We start from the raw sequence: 18,752 nt of genomic DNA, 5'->3' as shown, positions 1-18,752 counted from the left end.
CGTTGTCTCTGCGTACTGTGCATGCGGTTCCACTGTCATGTGTGATACCAGGACCCTCGGCCGCCGGGCCACGGGCTTAATCGGGACTTCAGGTTGCGCACAGGGCGGCCTGCGGGGGACATGTTCGCACGCGGGTGCGACGGTTTCGCCACCGTAGACTGCGACGATGCGCAGGCTCTGGCGAATTGTCCTGGTCTCGGCGGCGGTGCTCGCGGCGGTGGCCGCGACCGGCCTCGGGATGGCGTACTCCCTGGGCGCCTTCGCCGAGGCGGGGCGCTTCGGCGCGGTGCCCGGCTGCGCGGTGCTCGACCCGGCGACCTTCGCGCCCGTGCTCGCCGCGGCCAAGGTCGAGACGGACGGGGACAACTGCACCGCGTCGGACGGGCAGGTGCAGGTCAACGTCGGGTACACCCTCGTGACCAAGCGGGGCACCGTGGGCGGCCCGGAGCTCGCGTCGCGCTACCTCACCGCGGTCGCGGGCGGGGACACCGAGCGGCTCGACGGCGTCGGCGACCAGGCGATCCGGCAGCGCACCCAGGCGATCGGCTCGCCCCAGGTGATCAGCATGCGGGTCAGCAACCTCATCGTCGTGCTCTCCGTGCTGAACCTCGGCGGGGGAGACCTGCCGGCCGGCGCGGAGGACGGTCTGGTGAAGGTGGCGACGGCGGTCGGGACCCGTCTGAAGGCCTGATCTTCTTTCGCTCGGCCTGCAAAATCTCACAAATCGGACGGTTGACGGCCCGCCTCCGGGCGTCCACCGGAAACAGTCGCGCCGGGGCGGCGGCCGGCCGGAAAGGCCGCGGCCGCGGGGCCCGGCGCCCGCAAAGAACGGGCGTCAGGGCAGGCGGCGCTGGAAGCGGCCCGCGGCGTCGGTGCGGTCCTGGTACCCCAGCGCCCGGTAGAAGGCGTGCGCCCCCTCGCGCGTGCGCAGGCTCGTCGCCTCCACGCTGGCGCACCCGCGCATCAGGCCGAACGTCTCGGCCGCGGCGACCAGGCTGGTGCCGATCCCGCGCCCGCGCGCCGACTCGGCCACGGCCAGGGCGACGATGCGCAGCCAGGCCCCGTCGACCTCGAACGACGGGATGACGTGCGCGGCGATGACGCCCAGGAGCTGCCCCCGCTCGTCCCACACGAAGGCGGCCCCGTCCGGGTGCTCGCACCAGCGCTGCAGCCGCTCGGCGACGTTCGTCTCGGTCTGCGGATGACCGTCGCTCTCCAGCAGCCCGGCCACCTGCTCGGTGTCGTCCGGCGAAAGCCTGCGCACCCCCCGGGCGACCTGCATGCGGTAGCTGTGCAGCACATCAGCGCTCATGCATGCAGATTAGAACCGGACCCGGGGGGTGTGCCTGCCGGAAAGTAGTCACTCATGTTCACGGCGCTGCATCCACCGCTTGACTGTGGGCCGGCAGCGCCTAGAATTCCGCGCTCAGATCGCGCAGGAGTCGTCCGTGCACTCGCCCGAGGCCGCGCCGGCCGGGGCGCGCAGGATGGTCAGCGAGCTCTGGGCGAGCGCCTGCTCGAAGACCTCCAGCGGCTGGGCCCCGGAGACGCCCAGGCTCTGGTTGAAGACGAAGAACGGGACACCGCTGATGCCGTACGCCCGGGCCTGCGCGATGTCGGCCTCGACGTCGGCGGCGTAGGAGCCGTCGGCGAGCGCCTGCTTGGCCGCCACCTCGTCGAGGCCGGCCTCCGCCGCGAGGGACGCCAGCACCGTGTGGTCGCCGACGTCGGCGCCCTCGGTGAAGTACGCCTGCATCAGCCGCTCCTTGAGCTCGCCCTGGCGGCCGCCGGCCTTGGCGAAGTGCAGCAGCCGGTGCGCGTCCAGGGTGTTGGCGGTGCGGGCGCGGTCGAAGTCGTACGCCAGGCCCTCCTCGGCCGCGATCGCCGTCACGTGCCCGAACATGCCCTTGACCTGGCTCGCCGAGAGCCCCTTGCGCGCGGCGAGGGACTCGGCGACCGTGCGCGGGTCGCCGGTGGGGGTCGACGGGTCGAGCTGGAAGCTGCGCCACTCGACCGACACCTCGCCGGAGTGGCCGGCGAGGGCCCGCTCGAGGCGCCGCTTGCCGATGTAGCACCACGGGCAGACGATGTCGGACCAGACCTCGACCTGGATCATGTGCGCGCTCCCTTACCGCTGGTTGACGCTTCAACAATAGCGCACGACTGGTGCCCGGCTATATGGGGTAATGTCCGAGATGTCGGGCTAATGGAGCGCCCGGCATCTCGTCGCCCGGCGGGCCACATCGTCACCACCGCCGCGCCGAACGGGCGACCGTCGAGGCGCTGAACCTCGTCCCGCAGCGCGTGCCGGGCCTGGACCTGCCCTCTCGAACTGGCCCAGGCCTGGCACGCCCGGTTCGACGCCGACGGTGCTCACCGATGGCTGCGGACCCGGGTGAAGGAGGTCATCCTCACCAGTCCGCGTTGATCCCGCCGGTGCCCAGGATCACCTGGTCGAACGTGTTGCCGTCGTTGTCGTCGGTGTACGCCACCGAGAACCCGCCCCAGTTGTCGACCGCGACGCCGAGCTGCTCCTGGCGCCCGGTCGTGGTCTGGGTGAGCACCTGCGCGGGCAGGCGGCCGGCGGTCGTGCCATCGGCGTTGAAGCCCCGGCAGTACAGGTCGGTCGCCGACCAGCCGACCACCGTGCCGCCCTGCCCGTCGACGCCGATCGCCGGGTTGGCCCCGCCGTCGGCGACGAGCACCTCGGTGCCGCGCGCGACCGCGCCGGGGCCGAACGAGCGCGTCCACACGCCCGCGGTACCGGTGTGGTCGGACTCCCACGCGACCGCGAAGTCGCCGTTGAAGTCCGCCGCGACGGCGGCGTGGCGCTGCTGGCCGTCGCCGAGGCTGTTCGCGGTACGCCGGGACAGGTTCACCGCCCCGTTCGCCTTGGCCAGGCCGACCAGCCCGATGTTGTAGTACCCGTTGGCGTCGGCGTCCTCGTCCCACACGACCAGCGCGTCGCCGGAGGCGGAGACGGCCACGTCGGGCCGGTGGTGCTGGCCGGTCTGCTGCGACGCGAAGACCTCGTAGGCCTTGGTGGCCGGGCCGGTGTACCCGGCCGCCTTGACCGTGTACGTGCTGCCCTGCACGTCCTCCCAGACCACGGTGAACGCCACCGCGCCGCTGGTCGGGGCGCCGTCGGGGTCCACCGCGACCTTCGGGGCGATCTGGTCGCCCGCCGTGTCGGCGTTGGCCCGCCCGGACGCGGAGATCGTGCCGGTCGGGGAGATCACGCGGTACTGGATGTTGAAGACCCCGTTGCCGTCGCCGTCCTCGGCCCAGACGACGACCGCGTTGCCCTTGTCGTCGAGCCCGACGTCGGGAGAGAGGTGGGTCCAGTTCGAGCTGCCGCCCGCGGAGATCTTGAGCTCGTACTTCGAGACCCCGTTGGTGAACAGGCGGACCCAGATGTCCGAGTGGCTGTTGTTCGCCGGGTCCGTGGTGTCGCGGTCGTCCTCCCACGCCACGGCGACCTGGCCGTTGCGGTTGGCGGCGATCGCGGCGGTGTCCTGGTCGCCGGTCGCGGTGCTGTTGGCGGTCGTCCATGTCATCGAGGCCGCGGCGAGGGCCGCGGCGAGAATGGCCTGCATCTGCGCTGAACTCCTAGAGGGCCTGGAGGCCGGGGCGGCCGTCGAGGATCGCGAACGACTTGAGGGTGGTGGCGGCGACGCCGTGCTCGGTGACCGAGGCGACGCCGCGGAAGTCGGCGGTGACCTGCGCCTGGGTGACGTTCGTGCGCACGTAGCCGCGCCGGTTCGAGTAGAACTTCAGGTGCGGGTTGGTCGCGGCGTTGGGGATCGCGGTGTCCGCGGTACCGTTGCCGCCCGACGTGATCGAGGTGCACACCAGTTCGGTGCCGATGACCGCGGAGCTCGCGGTGGCGTAGTCGGCCTTGAGGTTGTTGGCCCACGAGGCGTGCACGTCGCCGGTGAGCACCAGCGGGTTGCGCACGCCGCGGTCGACCCAGCCCTGCTGGATGCGCGCCCGCGAGGCCCGGTAGCCGTCCCAGGCGTCCATGTTGCTCGCGCCGGCGGAGTCGAACTGGCGCGCGAAGAACACCTGCTGGCCGATGATGTCCCAGTTGGCCAGGTGCTGGCCGAGGCCGTCGAGCAGCCAGGCCTCCTGCGCGGTGCCCGGCAGGCTGCGGGTGGCCAGGTCCGCGTCGGCGCACACCTTCCACCCGTCGCCGCAGGCCTGGTCGTTGCGGAACTGCCGGGTGTCGAGCATGTGGAAGACGGCCAGCTGACCCCAGCGGACGCGGCGGTACAGCGGGATGCTGTTGCCGCTGTTGGCGTTGGCCGGGCGCAGCGGCATGTTCTCGTAGTACGCCTGGTACGCCGCGGTGCGCCGGGCCGTCCACTGCGCCGTGGTCAGCGCCGGGCTGCTGTCCGCGCGCGTCATATTGGCGTAGTTGTTCTCGACCTCGTGGTCGTCCGGCACGACCAGCCACGGCGCGATGGCGTGCGCGGCCTGCAGGTCGGGGTCGGACTTGTACTGCGCGTACCGCCGCCGGTAGTCCGCCAGCGAGACGATCTCGGCCCCCGCGTGCTGGCGCAGCGAGCCGGCGGTGGCGGCGTCCTCGTAGATGTAGTCGCCCAGGTGCAGGATCAGGTCCGGGCGGTCGTCGGCGATGCGGCGGTAGGCGGTGTAGTAACCGGACTCGTAGTGCGCGCACGACGCAAAGGCCATGACGAAGTCGCGGCCCAGCGTGTTGAGCGCCGGCGCGGTGCGGGTGCGCCCGACCGGCGAGATGTAGCCCTGCGCGCGGAAGCGGTAGTAGTACTCCGCGTCCGGCTGCAGGCCCCCGGCGACGACGTGCACCGAGTGGGCCGCGGCGTAGCGGGCGGTGACCGTGCCCGACGCCACGAGCGAGGTGAACGCGCTGGTGGTGGAGACCTGCCAGTCGACGGCGACGTCGGCGTTGGCCATTCCGCCCTGCCCGTCGGCGTTGAGCGGGGAGGGTGCGAGGCGGGTCCACAGCACGACGCTGCTCGCGTCCGGCTCGCCGGAGGCGACACCGAGCTGGAACGGGTAGGGGACGGCGGCACTGGCGCTCTGCAGGGGCGCGACCACGGCCCCGGCGGCGGCGACCCCACCGAGGACGAACGTGCGGCGGCTGAGCCTATTCATGGGGCACACCATCGAGTCCGGTCATGAACACAGCATGGCCGCGCGTTGTATAGATGTCTACGGATGTGTTCGCACCTGATGCGGGGTGCTGCCGAACGCCTTGCGGAAGGCGCGGTGGAAGCTCGCGACGTTGACGAACCCAGCCTCGGTGGCGATGTCGATGACCCGCAGATGTCCCCGGGCGGGGTCGCGCAGGTCCCGGGCGGCCTTCTCCAGGCGCAGCCGGCGCACGGTCCCGGCGTACGACTCGGGTGTCCCGGCAAACAGCCCGTGCACGAACCGCACGGACACGCCCAGCCGCCGCGCGGTCGCGGCCGGGCACAGGTCGTCGTCGCCGAGGTGCTCCTCGATGTCGGCGAGCGCCGCGGCGTGCGTTCGGGGCGACCGTACCGGCCGCAGCAGCGTCGGATCGAGCGCCACGGCGAGCATCCCCGCCGCGTGCACCGCCAGCCGCTCCGGCCGCCGCACGGTGGGCACCGACTCGAGCGCGAGCCGCACCGCCGCGCCCACGCCGGCGCGCGTCGGCACCGCGGCCGCGGTCGGCACCGGCCCCGGCAGCAGCGCGGACGGCACGAAGAACGACAGCTGCTCGAAGTCCGAGCCGAACTCGAAGCGGAACGGCCGGTCGGTGTTGACCAGCCCGAGCTCGCCCGGGCGCAGCAGGGTCACCCGCTCGCCCTGCGCCATGAGACTGGTGCCGCGCACCTGGAGGTTCGCGTAGAACCCATGCACCGGCGAGCGTGCGATGTCGTCCTCGGTGCGCCGTACCGTCTGCCGCTGCGACGCGATCCGGGCGAGCGCGAGCCCGCCCAGCGGCCACTGCCGCACGTCGCCCGCGAACCCGCCGCGCAGGTCCGACTCCGGCGTGAGGGCCAGGAAGGCGGCGCAGATCAGCTCCCGCCAGTACGCGAACTGCTCGCCCGGCGCCCGGTCCCCCGTCGACCAGTGCATCGCTCCCCCTGTCGGTTGCACGACCCTGCACGCCATGCAACGTCGCCCTGCACTCGCCGCAACATGGTTGCGACGGGCTTCCGACACGGTGGGTGCATGAGGACGAGATTCACCGACGCGTTCGGCCTGACCACGCCGATCGCCCAGGCCGGCATGGCATTCGTCGGCATGACCCCCGACCTGGCCGTCGCCGTCGGCAACGCGGGCGCGCTGGGCTCGCTCGGCGTGGGGCTCATGCCCGCGCCGGCGCTCACCGCGACGATCGCCGCGATCCGGTCCGGCACCGACGGCCCGCTCAACGTCAACTTCATCACCACGTTCACCGGCGACGAGCAGATCGACGCCGCCTGCGCCGCGGGCGTGGAGGTCGCCTCGTTCCACTGGGGCCACCCGCCGCAGGCCTGGATCGACCGCCTGCACGCGGCCGGGGTCAAGGTCTTCGAGCAGGTCGGCTCCGTGGACGCCGCCCGCGCCGCGGTCGACGGCGGCGCCGACGCCGTCGTCGCCCAGGGCCAGGAGGCCGGCGGCCACAACGCCTCGACGCTGCCGCTGTTCGCCCTGCTGCCCCTGGTCGCCGACGCCGTGGGGGAGCGCGCCCTCGTGCTGGCCGCGGGCGGCATCGCCGACGGCCGGGGCCTGGCCGCGGCGCTCCTGCTCGGTGCGGACGGCGCCTGGGTGGGCACCCGGCTCGTGGCGACGGTGGAGTCGGCGGCCCACGACGGGTACAAGCAGCGCCTGGTGCTCGCGGCGGCCGAGGACACCGAGCGCACCTCGCTGTTCGGCCCGGAGACGCCCCAGTTCAACCCGATGCGCGTGCTGCGCAACCGCGTGGTGCGCGAGTGGGCCGGCCGCACCGACGACATCCCCGACTCCCCGCTGCCGGTGATCGGCGAGACGGTACTGGGCGGCCGGCGCATGCCGATGCACCGCTTCTCCAACCTCGTGCCGATGCGCGACGCGACGACGGGGGACCTGGAGGAGATGGCGCTGCTGTCGGGTCAGGGCGTGGGCCTGGTGCACGACATCCGCCCCGCGGCGGACGTGATCGCCTCGATGACCGCGGAGGCGGAGAAGCTCCTCGGCGGCGCCTGGTCGGCCCGATAGCATTTGGCGCTCAAGTCGCCGGCGGCGTCGACGCGCTCCTGGCCTCGGCGAAACGGGCGGAGGCGGCCGCGCACCAGGCCCCGCCGGCGGGCGCGCGAACCGGACGCAGCGGCTGGTTGACGTGGTCGGCGTGATCGCGCTGGCGCTGTCGATCCTGCTCGCCACAGCGCTGTCGCTGTCCGTCATCCGGCCGCTGCGGGCCCTGCACTCCGCGAACATCGCCGGCATCTCGGCGGCCGCGCGCGTCACCACCGAGGGCGTCGAGGACACCCGCACCGCGAGCCGTGAGCTGCACGGACTCGTCAGGCAGTTCCGGGTCTGATAACAGATCCGGCGGTACGGCGCGACCCCGTCCCCAAGCGCCTCGCCGTCCACAGAATCAGCTCTTGCGCCAAGCGCCGCGCCCCCGGTTTCCCGCACGCTCTCTCCCGACACCGCAAGGAGAACGTGGAGGGAGATCGACCGTGTTCGAGACCAAGGTCACCGTCGTGGGCAACGTGCTCAACACCCCGGACTGCCGGCGACTCGTGGACGACAACCAGACGCTGGTGGCGAGCTTCAAGGTGGCGTCGACGTCGCGGCGCTTCGACCGGGGCGACGGCCGCTGGGTCGACGGGGACAGCCTGCGGATGCGGGTGAACTGCTGGCGCCAGCTCGCCGAGAACGTGGCCCGCAGCGTGCAGGTCGGCGACCCGGTCATCGTGACCGGCCGGCTGTACAGCCGCGACTGGGAGACCGAGGACCACGTGCGCCGGGTGAGCTACGAGCTCGACGCGCACACGGTGGGCCACGACCTGTCCCGCGGCCGCGCCAAGTTCGCGCGCATCAGGGCCCACACCGCGACCAGCTCGATCGACGACGAGCTCGGCGACGCGCGCATCGGCGACGCCCCGACGGTCCCGGCCGACGACATCAACGGCCTGCCGCGGCGCCAGGCGTTCGACCCGGAGCTCGGCGGCGTGGTGACCCTGGTCGAGGACGGCGACCCGTTCGCGGAGGAGATCCTGGCTTCGCTGGCCGCGTCCGACGACCTGGCGGCGGCCTTCGAGACCGCGGCCCCGTCCATCGATTCCCCGGACTCCTCGGGTTCCCCCGATTCCTTGGGTTCCCCCGACTCCTCGGACTCCCCCGATTCCGGTTCCGCCGACTCCGTCGAGGATGACGAGGTCGAGGAGGAGGCGGCGGAGGCTGGTCCCGGCCCACGGGCACGGCGGAGGCCGCGTACGCGCGTGCCCGCGGGCGTCTGAGGACCGGGCGGCGGGCCGGCGCGCGCATTTCCCCGTCCGCGGCGTCGGCCCGCCGTCAACCCGGTTGCCCACGAACCGGCCACATGCTGTTCTTAGGCAGGTCTTCAGCACGGCCCCGCGGTATGGCGGTAGCCTGTGCGACGACATGCGCTCGTAGCTCAGTGGATAGAGCAGGGGACTTCTAATCCCAAGGTCGTAGGTTCGAGTCCTACCGGGCGCACGCTGTATTTCTCCGCGCTGGCGCGCGGGGCGGGGGGTTCCCACCCCGCACCCCCCATGGCTGCTACGCAGCCACTGGCCTCGCTTCGCGGGCCAGATCACCGGCTTCCTCGCGTTCGCATCAGTCGCCGGAGTTCGGGCCGGGCGGATCCACCGCCTTGAGATCCGCATCGATGGTTGCGCCGGCAGGTTGCTCGCGCAACGGTTCCAGCTCGCCGTGCGGTGCGACCTGGGGATGAGCCATGACGGTCCACACGCCTCGATGGGGCAGCGCGCGCACGACTCCGAGTGGTGGTTCGCTGGGCGTTGACCGCACTGGAAGTCGTTGAGTTCGCCGGTGGCTCGTTGCAAGATCCACGAGCCGGAACCGTGGCGTATCAGTGGGGCAGAGGTGATGGACCTTCATGTGCTCCAGATACTCAGCAAAGCAATCGTCGTACACAACTTGTCAAGACCGCTCAGTGCGCGACACCGGTCATTTCGAACCAGTAGGCGTTTCAGTTATGTCCGGGTTGTAATGAGCGGTCTAGTCGATGCGGCGACGAACTGCGGCCGGGGAGAGATGCACAGGTACCGGTTCCACTTCGACATCTCCGCAAGCTGCCCGCACGCCTGGCCCCCTTTGGTGGGCGTCACTGGCCACGACGTCGACGACTGCGTGGAGATCCTCAGGCACCGGTACGGACAGCACGTGCCACCCGTGGCGAGGGTGGTCGAGGATCCAGATCTGACGGACTTCCAACCCGGAGCGCTGCCAGGCGGCTGGACGACGCTTGGAGTGCCGGTGTGGCGGGGCGTTTGGTACCCGCCCGAGAACATCGCCGGACCCGAGCCGCCGGAACGTCAGCGCAGCCGCCCACGATGGTGGGCACTGGGCGACCAACAGTCACGGCTGCGGCGCGAACGGCAAATACGTGGCCAACCACCAGGGGAGAACGTGTAGCTCGGCGGTGTTTGTGCTGGTGCGCCGCCTGGTCCGGACTATAGGAACTTCCGACGAACGCGGATCACCACGGCGGGCAGAGCGGCGAGGATGTCCACTGGTTGCTGACCCGTGGGGCCGGAACGTAGCCGGGCGTGCCGTAGCCGGTGCCGTCGCGGACCGTCACGTGGAACCACTTGTACTGACCGTCCGCCAGTGGGCCCTGGGTCCAGCAGTCCATCCACACCCCGACGCCGCTGTTGGCCCAGAAGTAGCCGGCCGCGCCCGGGACCGAGTTGAGGTTCGTCCTCGTGTTGATGTACGAGTTGGCGTTGTCGCGTGTGTTGGCCATGGCCGGCGTTGCCACCGCGACGGCGCCCGCCGTGACGACAACCGATAGCGCCGCGGCCAGCCCGGTTCGTCTCCTGCTCTGCATTCCGTCTCCTCCTCCATGCACAGTTGTCGCGATATGTATTTACGAACGTAATTATATTGTACCCGGAAAACAATGCCCGAGGCGTCAAGAAAGGACGCCCGTCCATACGAACTCGTCCGGGTTGCACCATGGCCGGTTGTTTACACCACCGGGCTCAAGCGCACGGGGGACGGCCGCCGGCGGTGCACAGGCGGTGGATCAGTGCGTACCGGGCCGGGCTCAGGTCCGGGCGGTGCACGACCGTCTGCGGGCCGAAGTGCACCGCGCGCGGAAAGGCGACCGGCACCTCGCCCGACAGGACCACGCCGTCCAGGTGGGGCCAGGTCGCGAAGACCCGTTCCAGGCCCGGGACCGCCGTGTCGTCCAGGCCCGCGAACGCGCCGTCGTCCTCGATCCACACCCAGACGGCCGGGGCGGTGCGGGTCTGTTTCGCCTTCAGCTCGATCGCGCGGACCAGCCGGCGTGACGTACCGCCGCCGGCGCGGTTCAGGCCGCGCACCTCCAGCAGCACGTCGCCGAGGAGGAGGTCACCCACCGGCGGCTCCAGCACCGGGCGGACGCCGGCCAGCAGGGCCTGCGCGGCGAGGCGGGCCTGCAGCAGGCCGTGGCGCAGCTCGTCGCGGCTCGGGTTGTTGGTCAGGTGGCCGCGCAGCTTCGCGATGCCCTGCACGTGGTGTGCGGCCAGGAGATCGAGCGCGTCCATGAAAGGTTCTCCGCGATCACGTTGACAAATCCCGACAAGCCGGGCAGGCGCTTGCAAGGCGGACCGGGCCGGACTCAGCTTCCGGATCGAAGCGTTTCACACTCCGAGCGAGAGGTCCGCCGCCATGCCCCAGAGTTCAGTGCGCCGCGCCGCCGGTGCGTTCGCACTGCTCGTCGCGGCCGGCGCTTTGAGCAGCCTGCCGCTGTCCAGCGCGTACGCCGATCCCGTACCGACAAACGTCACCGTCAACACCCGGGCCGGGCTGGCCACCGTCGCCGACACCGCGCTCGGCGTAAACCACGCGATCTGGGACTCGGAGCTCGGCACCACCGCGGTGTCCGACCTGCTGGGCGCGGCGGGCGTCGGCATGGTGCGGTACCCGGGCGGCTCCTACGCCGACATCTACCACTGGCAGACGCACACCGCACCGGGCGGGTACGTCGCCCCGAACACCGACTTCGACACGTTCATGGCGGGCGCCAAGCGCATCGGGGCCCAGCCGATGATCATCGCGAACTACGGCACCGGTACCGCGCAGGAGGCGGCGGACTGGGTGCGGTACGCGAACATCACCAAGGGCTATCACGCCAACTGGTGGACGATCGGCAACGAGAACTACGGCAACGGCCACTACGGCACCGCCTGGGAGGCCGACGACCACGCCGACAAGAGCCCGAAGCAGTACGCCGAGGAGGTCGTGGCGTACTCGCAGGCGATGAAGGCCGTCGACCCCAACATCAAGATCGGCGCGGTGCTCACCACCCCGGCCAACTGGCCCGACGCGCTCGTCGGGGGCGGCGACGCGGGCTCCTGGAACCAGGTCGTGCTGTCGATCGCGGGCCCGTCCATCGACTTCGTGGACCTGCACTGGTACCCCGGCGGCAACGGCGAGGCCGACGCGCTGACCAAGCCGGGCCAGATCGACGACATCATGTACGTGGCACGCGACCAGATCGCGAAGTACGCCGGGGCCGGCTCCGGCCGCATCGGCATCAGCCTCACCGAGACGAACGTGGGCGTCGGGCAGAACACCCAGCCGGGCGCGCTGTTCCTGGCCCAGACCTACAGCGCCATGATCGAGAACGGCGTCTTCACCGTCGACTGGTGGGACGTGCACAACGGCATCGGCACCGTGAGCACCGTCGCCGGCCAGACCGACTACGGCGACTTCGGAATGCTTTCGAGCGGCAACTGTACTTCCGACGGGACGGTCTGCGAACCGGCGAAGAACACCCCGTTCGCGCCGTACCACGCGCTCAAGCTCATGCACTCCTTCGCGCGCCCCGGCGACCAGCTCATCCGCGCCGGTACCGACGACCCGCTCGTCGCGGCGCACGCGGCCCGCCGGGCCAACGGCGACCTCACGCTGCTGCTCGTGAACATGGACCCGGCGAACAGCCACGCGGTAAAGATCGCCTATGACGGGTACACCCCCTCGTCGGCGGCCCCGGCGGTCGAGTCGTACCTGAACGGCGCGAGCGGCATCACCAGCGCGCAGACGGGCACGGCGGCGGCGCAGACTTTGGCGCCGTACTCGCTGACCGTGCTCACCCTGCACCCGGCCACGTCGCAGGCGAACGCCCCGAAGGCGCCGGGCCGCCCGTCGACGACGGCCGTCACGGACCGCACGGCGACGCTCACCTGGCCGGCCTCGCAGGCGGGCGTGAAATATGAGGTGTACCGGCAGGTCGGCGCCCGTTCCGAGCAGCTCGGCGAGACCACGTCGACGTCGTACACCGCGGGCAATTTGACGCCCGGCACGCGGTACACCATAAACATCGTGGCGCGCGACGGCTCGGGCCGGGCCAGCTGGTCCTCGCCGCCGCTCACGTTCCGGACGGGCGCCCCGGCGACGAGCACGTGCAGCGTCAAGTTCGCGGACGCCAACGACTGGGGCAACGGGTACGTCGGGAACATCGACATCACCAACACCGGTACCGCCGCGATCAACAACTGGACGCTGACCTTCTCGTGGCCGACGGGCTGGCAGAGCCTGAGCAGCGGCTGGAACGGCACCTGGACGCAGACGGGCGCGACGGTCCGCGTGACGCCGGCGGACTTCAACACCAACCTGGCGCCGGGGGCGACGACGAGCATCGGGTTCGTGGGCGCGTACAGCGGCCCCAACATCCTGCCGGCGGCGTTCACGCTGAACGGGAACGTCTGCTCGGCCGGCTGATCGACCCTGCACAACGACGAGCGCCGCGGACCCCGGCCGGTCCGCGGCGCTTCGTCGTAGCTCGGCCGACTCGCTCGGCCAGTCGCTCAGCCCAGGAAATGCAGGATTCGGACCTCGTCGCCGATCTTGACCCGCAGCGAGCGGCCGTCGCCCTCTTCGATGAGTTCGAGCAGCGTCTCGTACGCCATGACGGCCCGGTTGAGCACGTCGGTGCGCGAGTCTCCGGTCTTCTCCGACACCCGGTCGAGGGCCGCCATGCCGCGGGGCGTGAAGTTGGCGGTCACGCGCGTCAGCGACCCTCCGGTGTGCGCGGAGCTGCGCTCGGGCGGCTGCGGCGGTTGCTTGGAACCCCGCCGCGGAGTGTCAGCATTCCGACCGTCGGCATCGATCTGTGTTTCTTTCGACACGTTGTGTAGCACACTCATGATGTCTGTCCTCGGCTTGATCGTGGACTGGACAGGAGCGGCGCCTCGGCCCACGAGGCGTCGCTCTTCTGTTGGTCACCGTGGGTGTGTGACTTCTCACCTGAGGTAGAGCCTGCCATACCGAACGCCTCCTGTAATCGGTACGTGACCCTCAACCTCGCGGTTCAACCCCCGATGCGCGTATTAGTCGCACTAGGTGTGCGTCATGTGGGGCTAACGCTAGCCGTACAGGCGTCCTGCGTCCACGGCTGGGAGTACTTGAATGCCGCCCCGAACAGCCATTTCACCCGGTCTCACCCGCGTGGCGGGCGACTTTCGTTCATACGCTCCGTATATTTGCCTACTACCAACAGGTGCGAATCTCCGGCCCTGCGATCGTGAGTGGATCTCACCTGCGTACACCCTGTTACGGTGCAGTGATGGACTGTGACGTGCAGTTTTGTGGGACCAAAAGACATATTGAGATGTGACTGAATCTGTAGGCATTGTGATGTCGATCGGTTAGGCTCCCTCGCGAGACGGCTACACAGCGCAACGGCGTAACCGTCCGGGATAGGCGTGTGCCAATCCTGCAACGGGCCGGCGACCCGACCCGCTCGACGATGGAGGAGCCCCAAGGGTGACGACTTCCACTGAGGGTGGCCAGCCGCAGCCGGAGGCTGACGATCAGCTGGACCTGTCGGCGGAAATGCCGACCCGGAAAGCCTATGAGCCGCCGCTGCAGCCGCAGGACGAGCTGCGGGCCGAGGCCGTGGTGACGCCGTTGCGCATCGCGGTGTCGTGGGCGGCCCGGGTCCGGGCCGACCTCGGGCCGACCCTGGCCTTCGCGGCGAGCGTCATCCCCGCCATCGCCGCGCTCACCGTGGTCGCCGTGGTCAGTCGCGACGACGACGGCCCGAACCCGCTCGGCCTGCTGCTCGCGGTGGCCGTCGGCGCCGGGGTGCTCTTCACCGGCCTGAAGTTCCTCAAGCCGTCAACCCGCAGAGAGCGAGGCTGAATTCCATGCGCTGGACGCTCATCATCCGCCGGGAACCCATGGACGTGCGCTACGAGCGGGTGCCGCAGCACCTGCTCATGGGGCTGATCCAGGGCCACGTGATCGAGGGCCGCGTGCACGGCGTCGAGGCCGTGCCGGAGGTCGAGGAGTCGGCGCCGGCGCGCTGCCCGTTGCGGCAGGCGGCCTGAGTCCGGTATTTCCTTTGCCTACGGCGTTTGCTCTTGCCGCGCCGTCGTGGTCCGCACGGCGGCCTGCCGCGTGAGCTCGGTCAGCCTGGTCCACGCCGGGGAGTTCAGCCCCGCGGTCGCCGCGACCAGCTGCGCGATCGCCGGATCCTGCGTCATCTCCGGCTCCGGCCGTTGCAGCATCCACGCCGCCGTGCGCTCCGCGAGCCCCGGCAGCCGCGAATCGTCCGCCGCCCACTCGAACGCCGCGTCGTACACAAGGTAGATCGCCCGGAACTCCGGGTCCTCGAACGCGGCGAGCTTGTCCGCGAGCCAGATCCGCGCCTCCGCCGGCGACACCGACTGCAGCAGGATCCACACGTCCCGCTCCATCTGCACCGTCCGGGCGCTCACCCCCGACTCGGCCAGCGCCTCGAGGAACCCGGCGGCCTCCTCGGACACGAACAGCCGGTCACCGGAGCCGAGCCGCGCGATACGCACCCGCGCCCGTTGCAGCTCCTCGGCGCGCTCGCGCAGGACCCGGTCGATCTCCGCCACCGCCGCCGCGAACTCCTCCGGCCCGGCCGCGAGCAGTTCCTGGATGCGTGCGAGCGGTACACCCGATTCGGCCAGCGTCCTGATCTTCACCAGCGCGATCGCGTGCTCGGCGCCGTAGCAGCGGTAGCCGGAGGAGTCCCGCTCGGGCTCCGCCAGCAGCCCCCGCTCGTGGTAGTGGCGCACGGCCTTCGTCGTCACGCCCGCGTAGGCCGCGAGCTGGCCGATCGTGATCACGCAGTAGTTCTAGCGCCGGGCGGCCTTGCCGTCCAACCAGACCGTGTCGGCGCCGCCGACGTGCTTGCCCGGGATCGTCACCCCGTTCTTGATCACGTGCACGAGCGCCATCGCGTGCCCCCGCCCGACGCCGTAGTCCTCCTTGAGCCAGTCGATGACCGCGCCCGCCCTGACCTGCGGCCCTTCCAGCCCGCGGGCCGCGGCCACGCCGAGCAGCGCGCGCGGGGTCATGCCGGTCTTGGTCTCGAGCGCGTCGATGTAAGCCTGGAACGACATCGCGGTTCTCCTTCGCCTTCGGGCCTGCTTTCACCCCTGCGTCGAAGTCACCCACGCGCTTTCGACAGCTCCGCCAACCTTTTTCGGCCGTACTGTGTTCGCCATGGACGAGCGCCGCCTGGACGACACCCGCAACGCCATCGGCGTGCTGACCCTGCTCTTCCAGGCCCCCCAGGACGGCGCAACGCGCAGCGGCTACCTGCAGCAGATGATCGGCGACGAGGACGCGGTGGCGGACGTCGGCCGCGCCTTCACCGGGATGACGAACCTGGCCGCGCTGATCCTGCTGGACCACTCCCGCCACACCGGCGAGGCCCCGGCCGACGTCCTGCGCCGCATCGCGACCGATCTGGCCGGCTCCTGACGTTCGCGCCGTTACCGGATCCTCAGCCCGGCCCGGATCGCCATCACCACGAGCTGGGCCCGATCGCGCGCGTTCACCTTCACCATCGCCCGCCCGACGTGGGTCCGAACCGTCGCCGGGCTGACCGCCAGCTCGGCGGCGATCTCGTCGTTGGACCGCCCGGTGGCGACCCAGGCCGCAACCTCCCGCTCCCGCTCGGTGAGCCGATCCATCGCCACGGGCGGCGGCCCGCCGACCAGCCCGAACCGCGCAATCACCCGCCGGGTGACCGACGGCGACAGCAGCGCCTCCCCGCCGGCCACCACGCGGACGGCCCGGATGAGCTCGGCCGGCTCGGCATCCTTGAGCAGGAACCCGGCCGCCCCCGCCTCGAGCGCCGCGAACACGTTCTCATCCGTCTCGAACGTCGTGACGACCACGACGCGCGTCCCGCGCAGCGCGGGGTCGCCGGCGATCTCCCGCAGCACCGCCAGCCCGTCGACCTCGGGCATCCGGATGTCGAGCAGCACCACATCGGGCCGGGTCCGCCGGAGCACCTCGAGCGCCGCCGCCCCGTCCCCGGCCTCGCCGACGAGCTCGAGATCGCCCTCACGCGCGATGAGCAGCCGGAGCCCGCCCCGGATGAGCGCCTCGTCGTCGACGACGACCACGCGGATGCGCTCGCTCATTTCGGAATCCTCGCGTGTACCGCAAATCCCGGCCCCCGCCGCACCTCGAACGACCCCCCGGCGCCCTCGACCCGCTCCCGCATGCCGTCGATCCCCCGCCCGGCGCTCTCCACGCGCTCGGCCACCTCGCCGTCGTTGCTGACCGTCACGACCACCTCACCCCCGTCCAGCCGTACCGACACCGAAGCCCGGGCGAGCGGCGAGTGCTTGAGCACATTGGTGAGCGCCTCGCGGACGACCTCGTACGCGATCCGCCGTTGACGCTCGCCGGCCCCCACCAGCCCGTCGTAGTCGAGCTCGACCGCGACCCCACCGGCCCGGACCTGCTCCACGAGCGCGTCCACGTCCGCGGGCGCGTCGATGTTTTCGATCACCGCCCGCAGCTCGTCCAGCGCCGCGCGGCTCGTGTCGCGGATCGCCCGCAGCGCGTCGCGGGCCTGCCCCGGCTCCTCGTCCAGCACGACCAGCGCGACCCCCGCCTGCATGGCCACGACGGCGAACCCGTGCCCGGCCACGTCGTGTACCTCCCGCGAGACCCGGATCCGCTCCTCGAGCACCGCCCGCCGCACGAGCTCGGCCCGCTCCCGAACGAGCGCCTGCCGCCGCATGTACACCAGCGCCCCGAGCGACCAGGGCACCGCCAGCCAGCAGGCCCCCCAGAGCAGAAGCCCGAACGCGAGCAGATCGAGGTGCCCGTTCAGACGCGGCAGTACCGCGAGCGCCGAAACGCCCGCCCCCACCAAGAGCGCGAGCGCCGACTCCCGCAGCGGACGCCGTCGCGCGTACTCGAACATCGCCCAGACAATGGTGAGCAGAATCGGCCCGAAGGGGTACCCGAGCAGCACATACACCGAGCTGACCCCGACGGCGACACCGAACGGCACCAGCGGCGCAACGCGGCGCAGCCCCAGCCCGAGCGCGGCCACGACCATGAGCCCGAACCCGGCCACGTCCAGCCCTCGCGGCGCCTCCTGAATCAGCCCCGCGCGCCATCCCCCGACCGCCACCGCGACCGCAAACCCGCCCGCGAGCAGCCAATCCCGCCGCACGCCAGAATCCTAGTAGCCACGGCGCCAAACCGATCCGGGCCGCCGCCGCGCCGCCGCCGCTGTTTCGCCATGCGCCACGTGCGCCGCCTTCACCGCCGCGGTGCCACGCGCGCCGCCAACGCCACTGTCGCCGTCGCCGTCGCCGCTGTCGCCTTCGCCGTCGCCGTCGCCGTCGCCGTCGCCGTCGCCGCTGTCGCTGTCGCTGTCGTCGCCGCTTTCGCCGCTGTCGCTTTCGCCGCTGTCGCTTTCGCCGCCGTCGTCGCTGCTTTCGCTGCCATCGCTGCTTTCGCCGCCATCGCTGCCATCGCTGCCATCGCTGCTTTCGCCGCCAAGCGTGCCGTTGTCGCGGCGGGGCCACGCACGCAGTCGCCGCGCGCCACACCGATCGCCGTCGCCGTCGTCGCCGTGGTGCCACGCCGATCGCCGTCGTCGCCGCGGTGCCACGCGCGTCGCCGCGGTGTCACGCCGGTCGCCGTCGCCGTGCCGCGCCGATCGTGGGTGCCGTCGGCGCGGTGCCACGCGGATCGCCGCCGTCGCCGCTGCGGTGCCGATCCTGGGCGCCCGTTGGCGTCGCGGGGTGTCTAGAACAGCGCGGTGTCGGAGAACGCGGCTTCGGGCGTGGGGGCCTGGCTGGGCACGTACGGCTCCCAGATACCCCGCCGCCGGACGAGCATCTTGCGCGACAGCAGGTAGCGGTCACCGGCGAAGAACACCCGGTCCACCGCGCGCCGCACCTTGGCCAGGCCGGGTGGCGAGTTGGAGCCGGTCACGATGACCACGTCCCGCGCGGGTACCCCGACGACGAGCTCGCCGGGCACGGATCGTTCGAGGCTCGCCCACAGGCCTTCGGCGAGCAGAAGGCTGGAGGCGATGCCCTCGAAGTTGAGCATGAGCGCCGGTGGCTGTCCGTGGACGCCAACGGCACCGAGTCGTGCGTCGAGGTGGTACGCGGCCTGGCGGCGCAGCATTCGGCGGGGAAGCTCCATGCGTTGCAGGTCGGCCCACGTGACGAGACGCTGGCCGAACGGTGGGCCGTAGCTGTAGCCGACTCCCAGGCCGCCCATGAACTCATCGAGCACGGGCGCATGCACATCGTCGCGACGGAAGTCGCGAAGCGGTG

General features: G+C 71.3%; 23 protein-coding genes and 1 tRNA gene. 9 read left to right on the top strand and 15 right to left on the bottom strand.

Annotated elements, in window-relative coordinates; translation table 11 throughout:
* Positions 1-166 precede the first annotated feature (166 nt).
* A complete protein-coding gene (locus AB0B76_RS28095; protein ID WP_360381088.1) occupies positions 167-691 on the top strand; it encodes a hypothetical protein in 525 nt (174 codons plus the stop codon).
* Between the two features lie 144 nt (positions 692-835).
* On the opposite strand, the gene AB0B76_RS28090 is transcribed toward AB0B76_RS28095, so the two are convergent.
* From AB0B76_RS28090 to AB0B76_RS28070, 5 genes are all read right to left on the bottom strand, one after another.
* Positions 836-1,312 (bottom strand): GNAT family N-acetyltransferase, encoded by a 477-nt coding sequence (locus tag AB0B76_RS28090; protein WP_360381086.1) that lies wholly within the window; start codon positions 1,310-1,312, stop codon positions 836-838.
* A gap of 114 nt (positions 1,313-1,426) precedes the next feature.
* Positions 1,427-2,116, bottom strand: a complete 690-nt coding sequence (locus AB0B76_RS28085) for a DsbA family oxidoreductase (protein WP_360381084.1) — start codon at positions 2,114-2,116, stop codon at positions 1,427-1,429.
* Between the two features lie 295 nt (positions 2,117-2,411).
* Complete coding sequence (locus tag AB0B76_RS28080; RefSeq protein ID WP_360381081.1) at positions 2,412-3,596, bottom strand: hypothetical protein; 1,185 nt, start codon at positions 3,594-3,596, stop codon at positions 2,412-2,414.
* 13 nt (positions 3,597-3,609) lie between these two features.
* Positions 3,610-5,136: an alkaline phosphatase D family protein gene (locus AB0B76_RS28075; RefSeq protein ID WP_360381078.1), complete on the bottom strand. Its 1,527-nt coding sequence runs from the start codon at positions 5,134-5,136 to the stop codon at positions 3,610-3,612.
* Between the two features lie 57 nt (positions 5,137-5,193).
* Complete coding sequence (locus AB0B76_RS28070) at positions 5,194-6,087, bottom strand: helix-turn-helix domain-containing protein (RefSeq protein WP_360381075.1); 894 nt, start codon at positions 6,085-6,087, stop codon at positions 5,194-5,196.
* Positions 6,088-6,183: 96 nt separating this feature from the next.
* On the opposite strand from AB0B76_RS28070, the gene AB0B76_RS28065 reads away from it, so the two are divergent.
* From AB0B76_RS28065 to AB0B76_RS28050, 4 genes are all read left to right on the top strand, one after another.
* Positions 6,184-7,191, top strand: coding sequence for a nitronate monooxygenase (locus AB0B76_RS28065; RefSeq protein ID WP_360381072.1), 1,008 nt, complete (start codon positions 6,184-6,186; stop codon positions 7,189-7,191).
* A gap of 130 nt (positions 7,192-7,321) precedes the next feature.
* Positions 7,322-7,513 carry a hypothetical protein gene (locus AB0B76_RS28060; protein WP_360381069.1) on the top strand — a complete coding sequence of 64 codons (192 nt, stop codon included), beginning with the start codon at positions 7,322-7,324 and terminating at the stop codon, positions 7,511-7,513.
* A 142-nt stretch (positions 7,514-7,655) separates the two neighbouring features.
* Positions 7,656-8,438: a single-stranded DNA-binding protein gene (locus tag AB0B76_RS28055; protein WP_360381066.1), complete on the top strand. Its 783-nt coding sequence runs from the start codon at positions 7,656-7,658 to the stop codon at positions 8,436-8,438.
* Positions 8,439-8,585: 147 nt separating this feature from the next.
* Positions 8,586-8,658, top strand: a tRNA-Arg gene (locus AB0B76_RS28050).
* 120 nt (positions 8,659-8,778) lie between these two features.
* Here the strand turns inward: AB0B76_RS28050 and AB0B76_RS28045 are convergent.
* The 3 genes from AB0B76_RS28045 to AB0B76_RS28035 form a co-directional block, all read right to left on the bottom strand.
* Positions 8,779-8,913 (bottom strand): hypothetical protein, encoded by a 135-nt coding sequence (locus AB0B76_RS28045; RefSeq protein WP_360381064.1) that lies wholly within the window; start codon positions 8,911-8,913, stop codon positions 8,779-8,781.
* Positions 8,914-9,664: 751 nt separating this feature from the next.
* A complete protein-coding gene (locus AB0B76_RS28040) occupies positions 9,665-10,015 on the bottom strand; it encodes a hypothetical protein (RefSeq protein ID WP_360381061.1) in 351 nt (116 codons plus the stop codon).
* Positions 10,016-10,169: 154 nt separating this feature from the next.
* The gene (locus AB0B76_RS28035) at positions 10,170-10,718 is read right to left on the bottom strand and encodes a hypothetical protein (RefSeq protein WP_360381058.1); all 549 of its coding nucleotides are present in this window, start codon (positions 10,716-10,718) and stop codon (positions 10,170-10,172) included.
* A 124-nt stretch (positions 10,719-10,842) separates the two neighbouring features.
* On the opposite strand from AB0B76_RS28035, the gene AB0B76_RS28030 reads away from it, so the two are divergent.
* On the top strand, positions 10,843-12,897 hold the full coding sequence (locus AB0B76_RS28030; RefSeq protein ID WP_360381056.1) for a cellulose binding domain-containing protein: 2,055 nt from the start codon (positions 10,843-10,845) through the stop codon (positions 12,895-12,897).
* Positions 12,898-12,983: 86 nt separating this feature from the next.
* Here AB0B76_RS28030 and AB0B76_RS28025 read toward each other — a convergent pair whose 3' ends face one another.
* On the bottom strand, positions 12,984-13,181 hold the full coding sequence (locus AB0B76_RS28025; RefSeq protein WP_360381053.1) for a hypothetical protein: 198 nt from the start codon (positions 13,179-13,181) through the stop codon (positions 12,984-12,986).
* A gap of 760 nt (positions 13,182-13,941) precedes the next feature.
* On the opposite strand from AB0B76_RS28025, the gene AB0B76_RS28020 reads away from it, so the two are divergent.
* Positions 13,942-14,319: a hypothetical protein gene (locus tag AB0B76_RS28020; RefSeq protein WP_360381051.1), complete on the top strand. Its 378-nt coding sequence runs from the start codon at positions 13,942-13,944 to the stop codon at positions 14,317-14,319.
* Between the two features lie 5 nt (positions 14,320-14,324).
* Positions 14,325-14,507 carry a hypothetical protein gene (locus tag AB0B76_RS28015; RefSeq protein ID WP_360381048.1) on the top strand — a complete coding sequence of 61 codons (183 nt, stop codon included), beginning with the start codon at positions 14,325-14,327 and terminating at the stop codon, positions 14,505-14,507.
* An 18-nt stretch (positions 14,508-14,525) separates the two neighbouring features.
* On the opposite strand, the gene AB0B76_RS28010 is transcribed toward AB0B76_RS28015, so the two are convergent.
* Together AB0B76_RS28010 and AB0B76_RS28005 are read right to left on the bottom strand one after the other, a co-directional pair.
* Positions 14,526-15,275 carry a MerR family transcriptional regulator gene (locus AB0B76_RS28010; RefSeq protein ID WP_360381045.1) on the bottom strand — a complete coding sequence of 250 codons (750 nt, stop codon included), beginning with the start codon at positions 15,273-15,275 and terminating at the stop codon, positions 14,526-14,528.
* A gap of 9 nt (positions 15,276-15,284) precedes the next feature.
* Positions 15,285-15,551 carry a DUF4287 domain-containing protein gene (locus AB0B76_RS28005; RefSeq protein ID WP_360381042.1) on the bottom strand — a complete coding sequence of 89 codons (267 nt, stop codon included), beginning with the start codon at positions 15,549-15,551 and terminating at the stop codon, positions 15,285-15,287.
* A 103-nt stretch (positions 15,552-15,654) separates the two neighbouring features.
* Here AB0B76_RS28005 and AB0B76_RS28000 point away from each other — a divergent pair, with 103 nt between their 5' ends.
* Positions 15,655-15,915, top strand: a complete 261-nt coding sequence (locus tag AB0B76_RS28000; RefSeq protein ID WP_360381040.1) for a hypothetical protein — start codon at positions 15,655-15,657, stop codon at positions 15,913-15,915.
* A gap of 11 nt (positions 15,916-15,926) precedes the next feature.
* On the opposite strand, the gene AB0B76_RS27995 is transcribed toward AB0B76_RS28000, so the two are convergent.
* From AB0B76_RS27995 to AB0B76_RS27980, 4 genes are all read right to left on the bottom strand, one after another.
* Positions 15,927-16,583 carry a response regulator transcription factor gene (locus AB0B76_RS27995; RefSeq protein ID WP_360381038.1) on the bottom strand — a complete coding sequence of 219 codons (657 nt, stop codon included), beginning with the start codon at positions 16,581-16,583 and terminating at the stop codon, positions 15,927-15,929.
* Positions 16,580-17,632 (bottom strand): histidine kinase, encoded by a 1,053-nt coding sequence (locus tag AB0B76_RS27990; protein WP_360381035.1) that lies wholly within the window; start codon positions 17,630-17,632, stop codon positions 16,580-16,582. The genes AB0B76_RS27995 and AB0B76_RS27990 overlap by 4 nt, the downstream gene beginning before the upstream one ends.
* A gap of 9 nt (positions 17,633-17,641) precedes the next feature.
* On the bottom strand, positions 17,642-18,076 hold the full coding sequence (locus tag AB0B76_RS27985; RefSeq protein WP_360381033.1) for a hypothetical protein: 435 nt from the start codon (positions 18,074-18,076) through the stop codon (positions 17,642-17,644).
* A gap of 137 nt (positions 18,077-18,213) precedes the next feature.
* The gene (locus AB0B76_RS27980; RefSeq protein ID WP_360381030.1) at positions 18,214-18,711 is read right to left on the bottom strand and encodes a hypothetical protein; all 498 of its coding nucleotides are present in this window, start codon (positions 18,709-18,711) and stop codon (positions 18,214-18,216) included.
* Positions 18,712-18,752: the final 41 nt, after the last annotated feature.

It is taken from the genome of Dactylosporangium sp. NPDC049140 (genome assembly GCF_040648435.1).
Note: the sequence above shows the minus strand (reverse complement) of the source record. Positions and strands in the feature narration are given on the sequence as shown.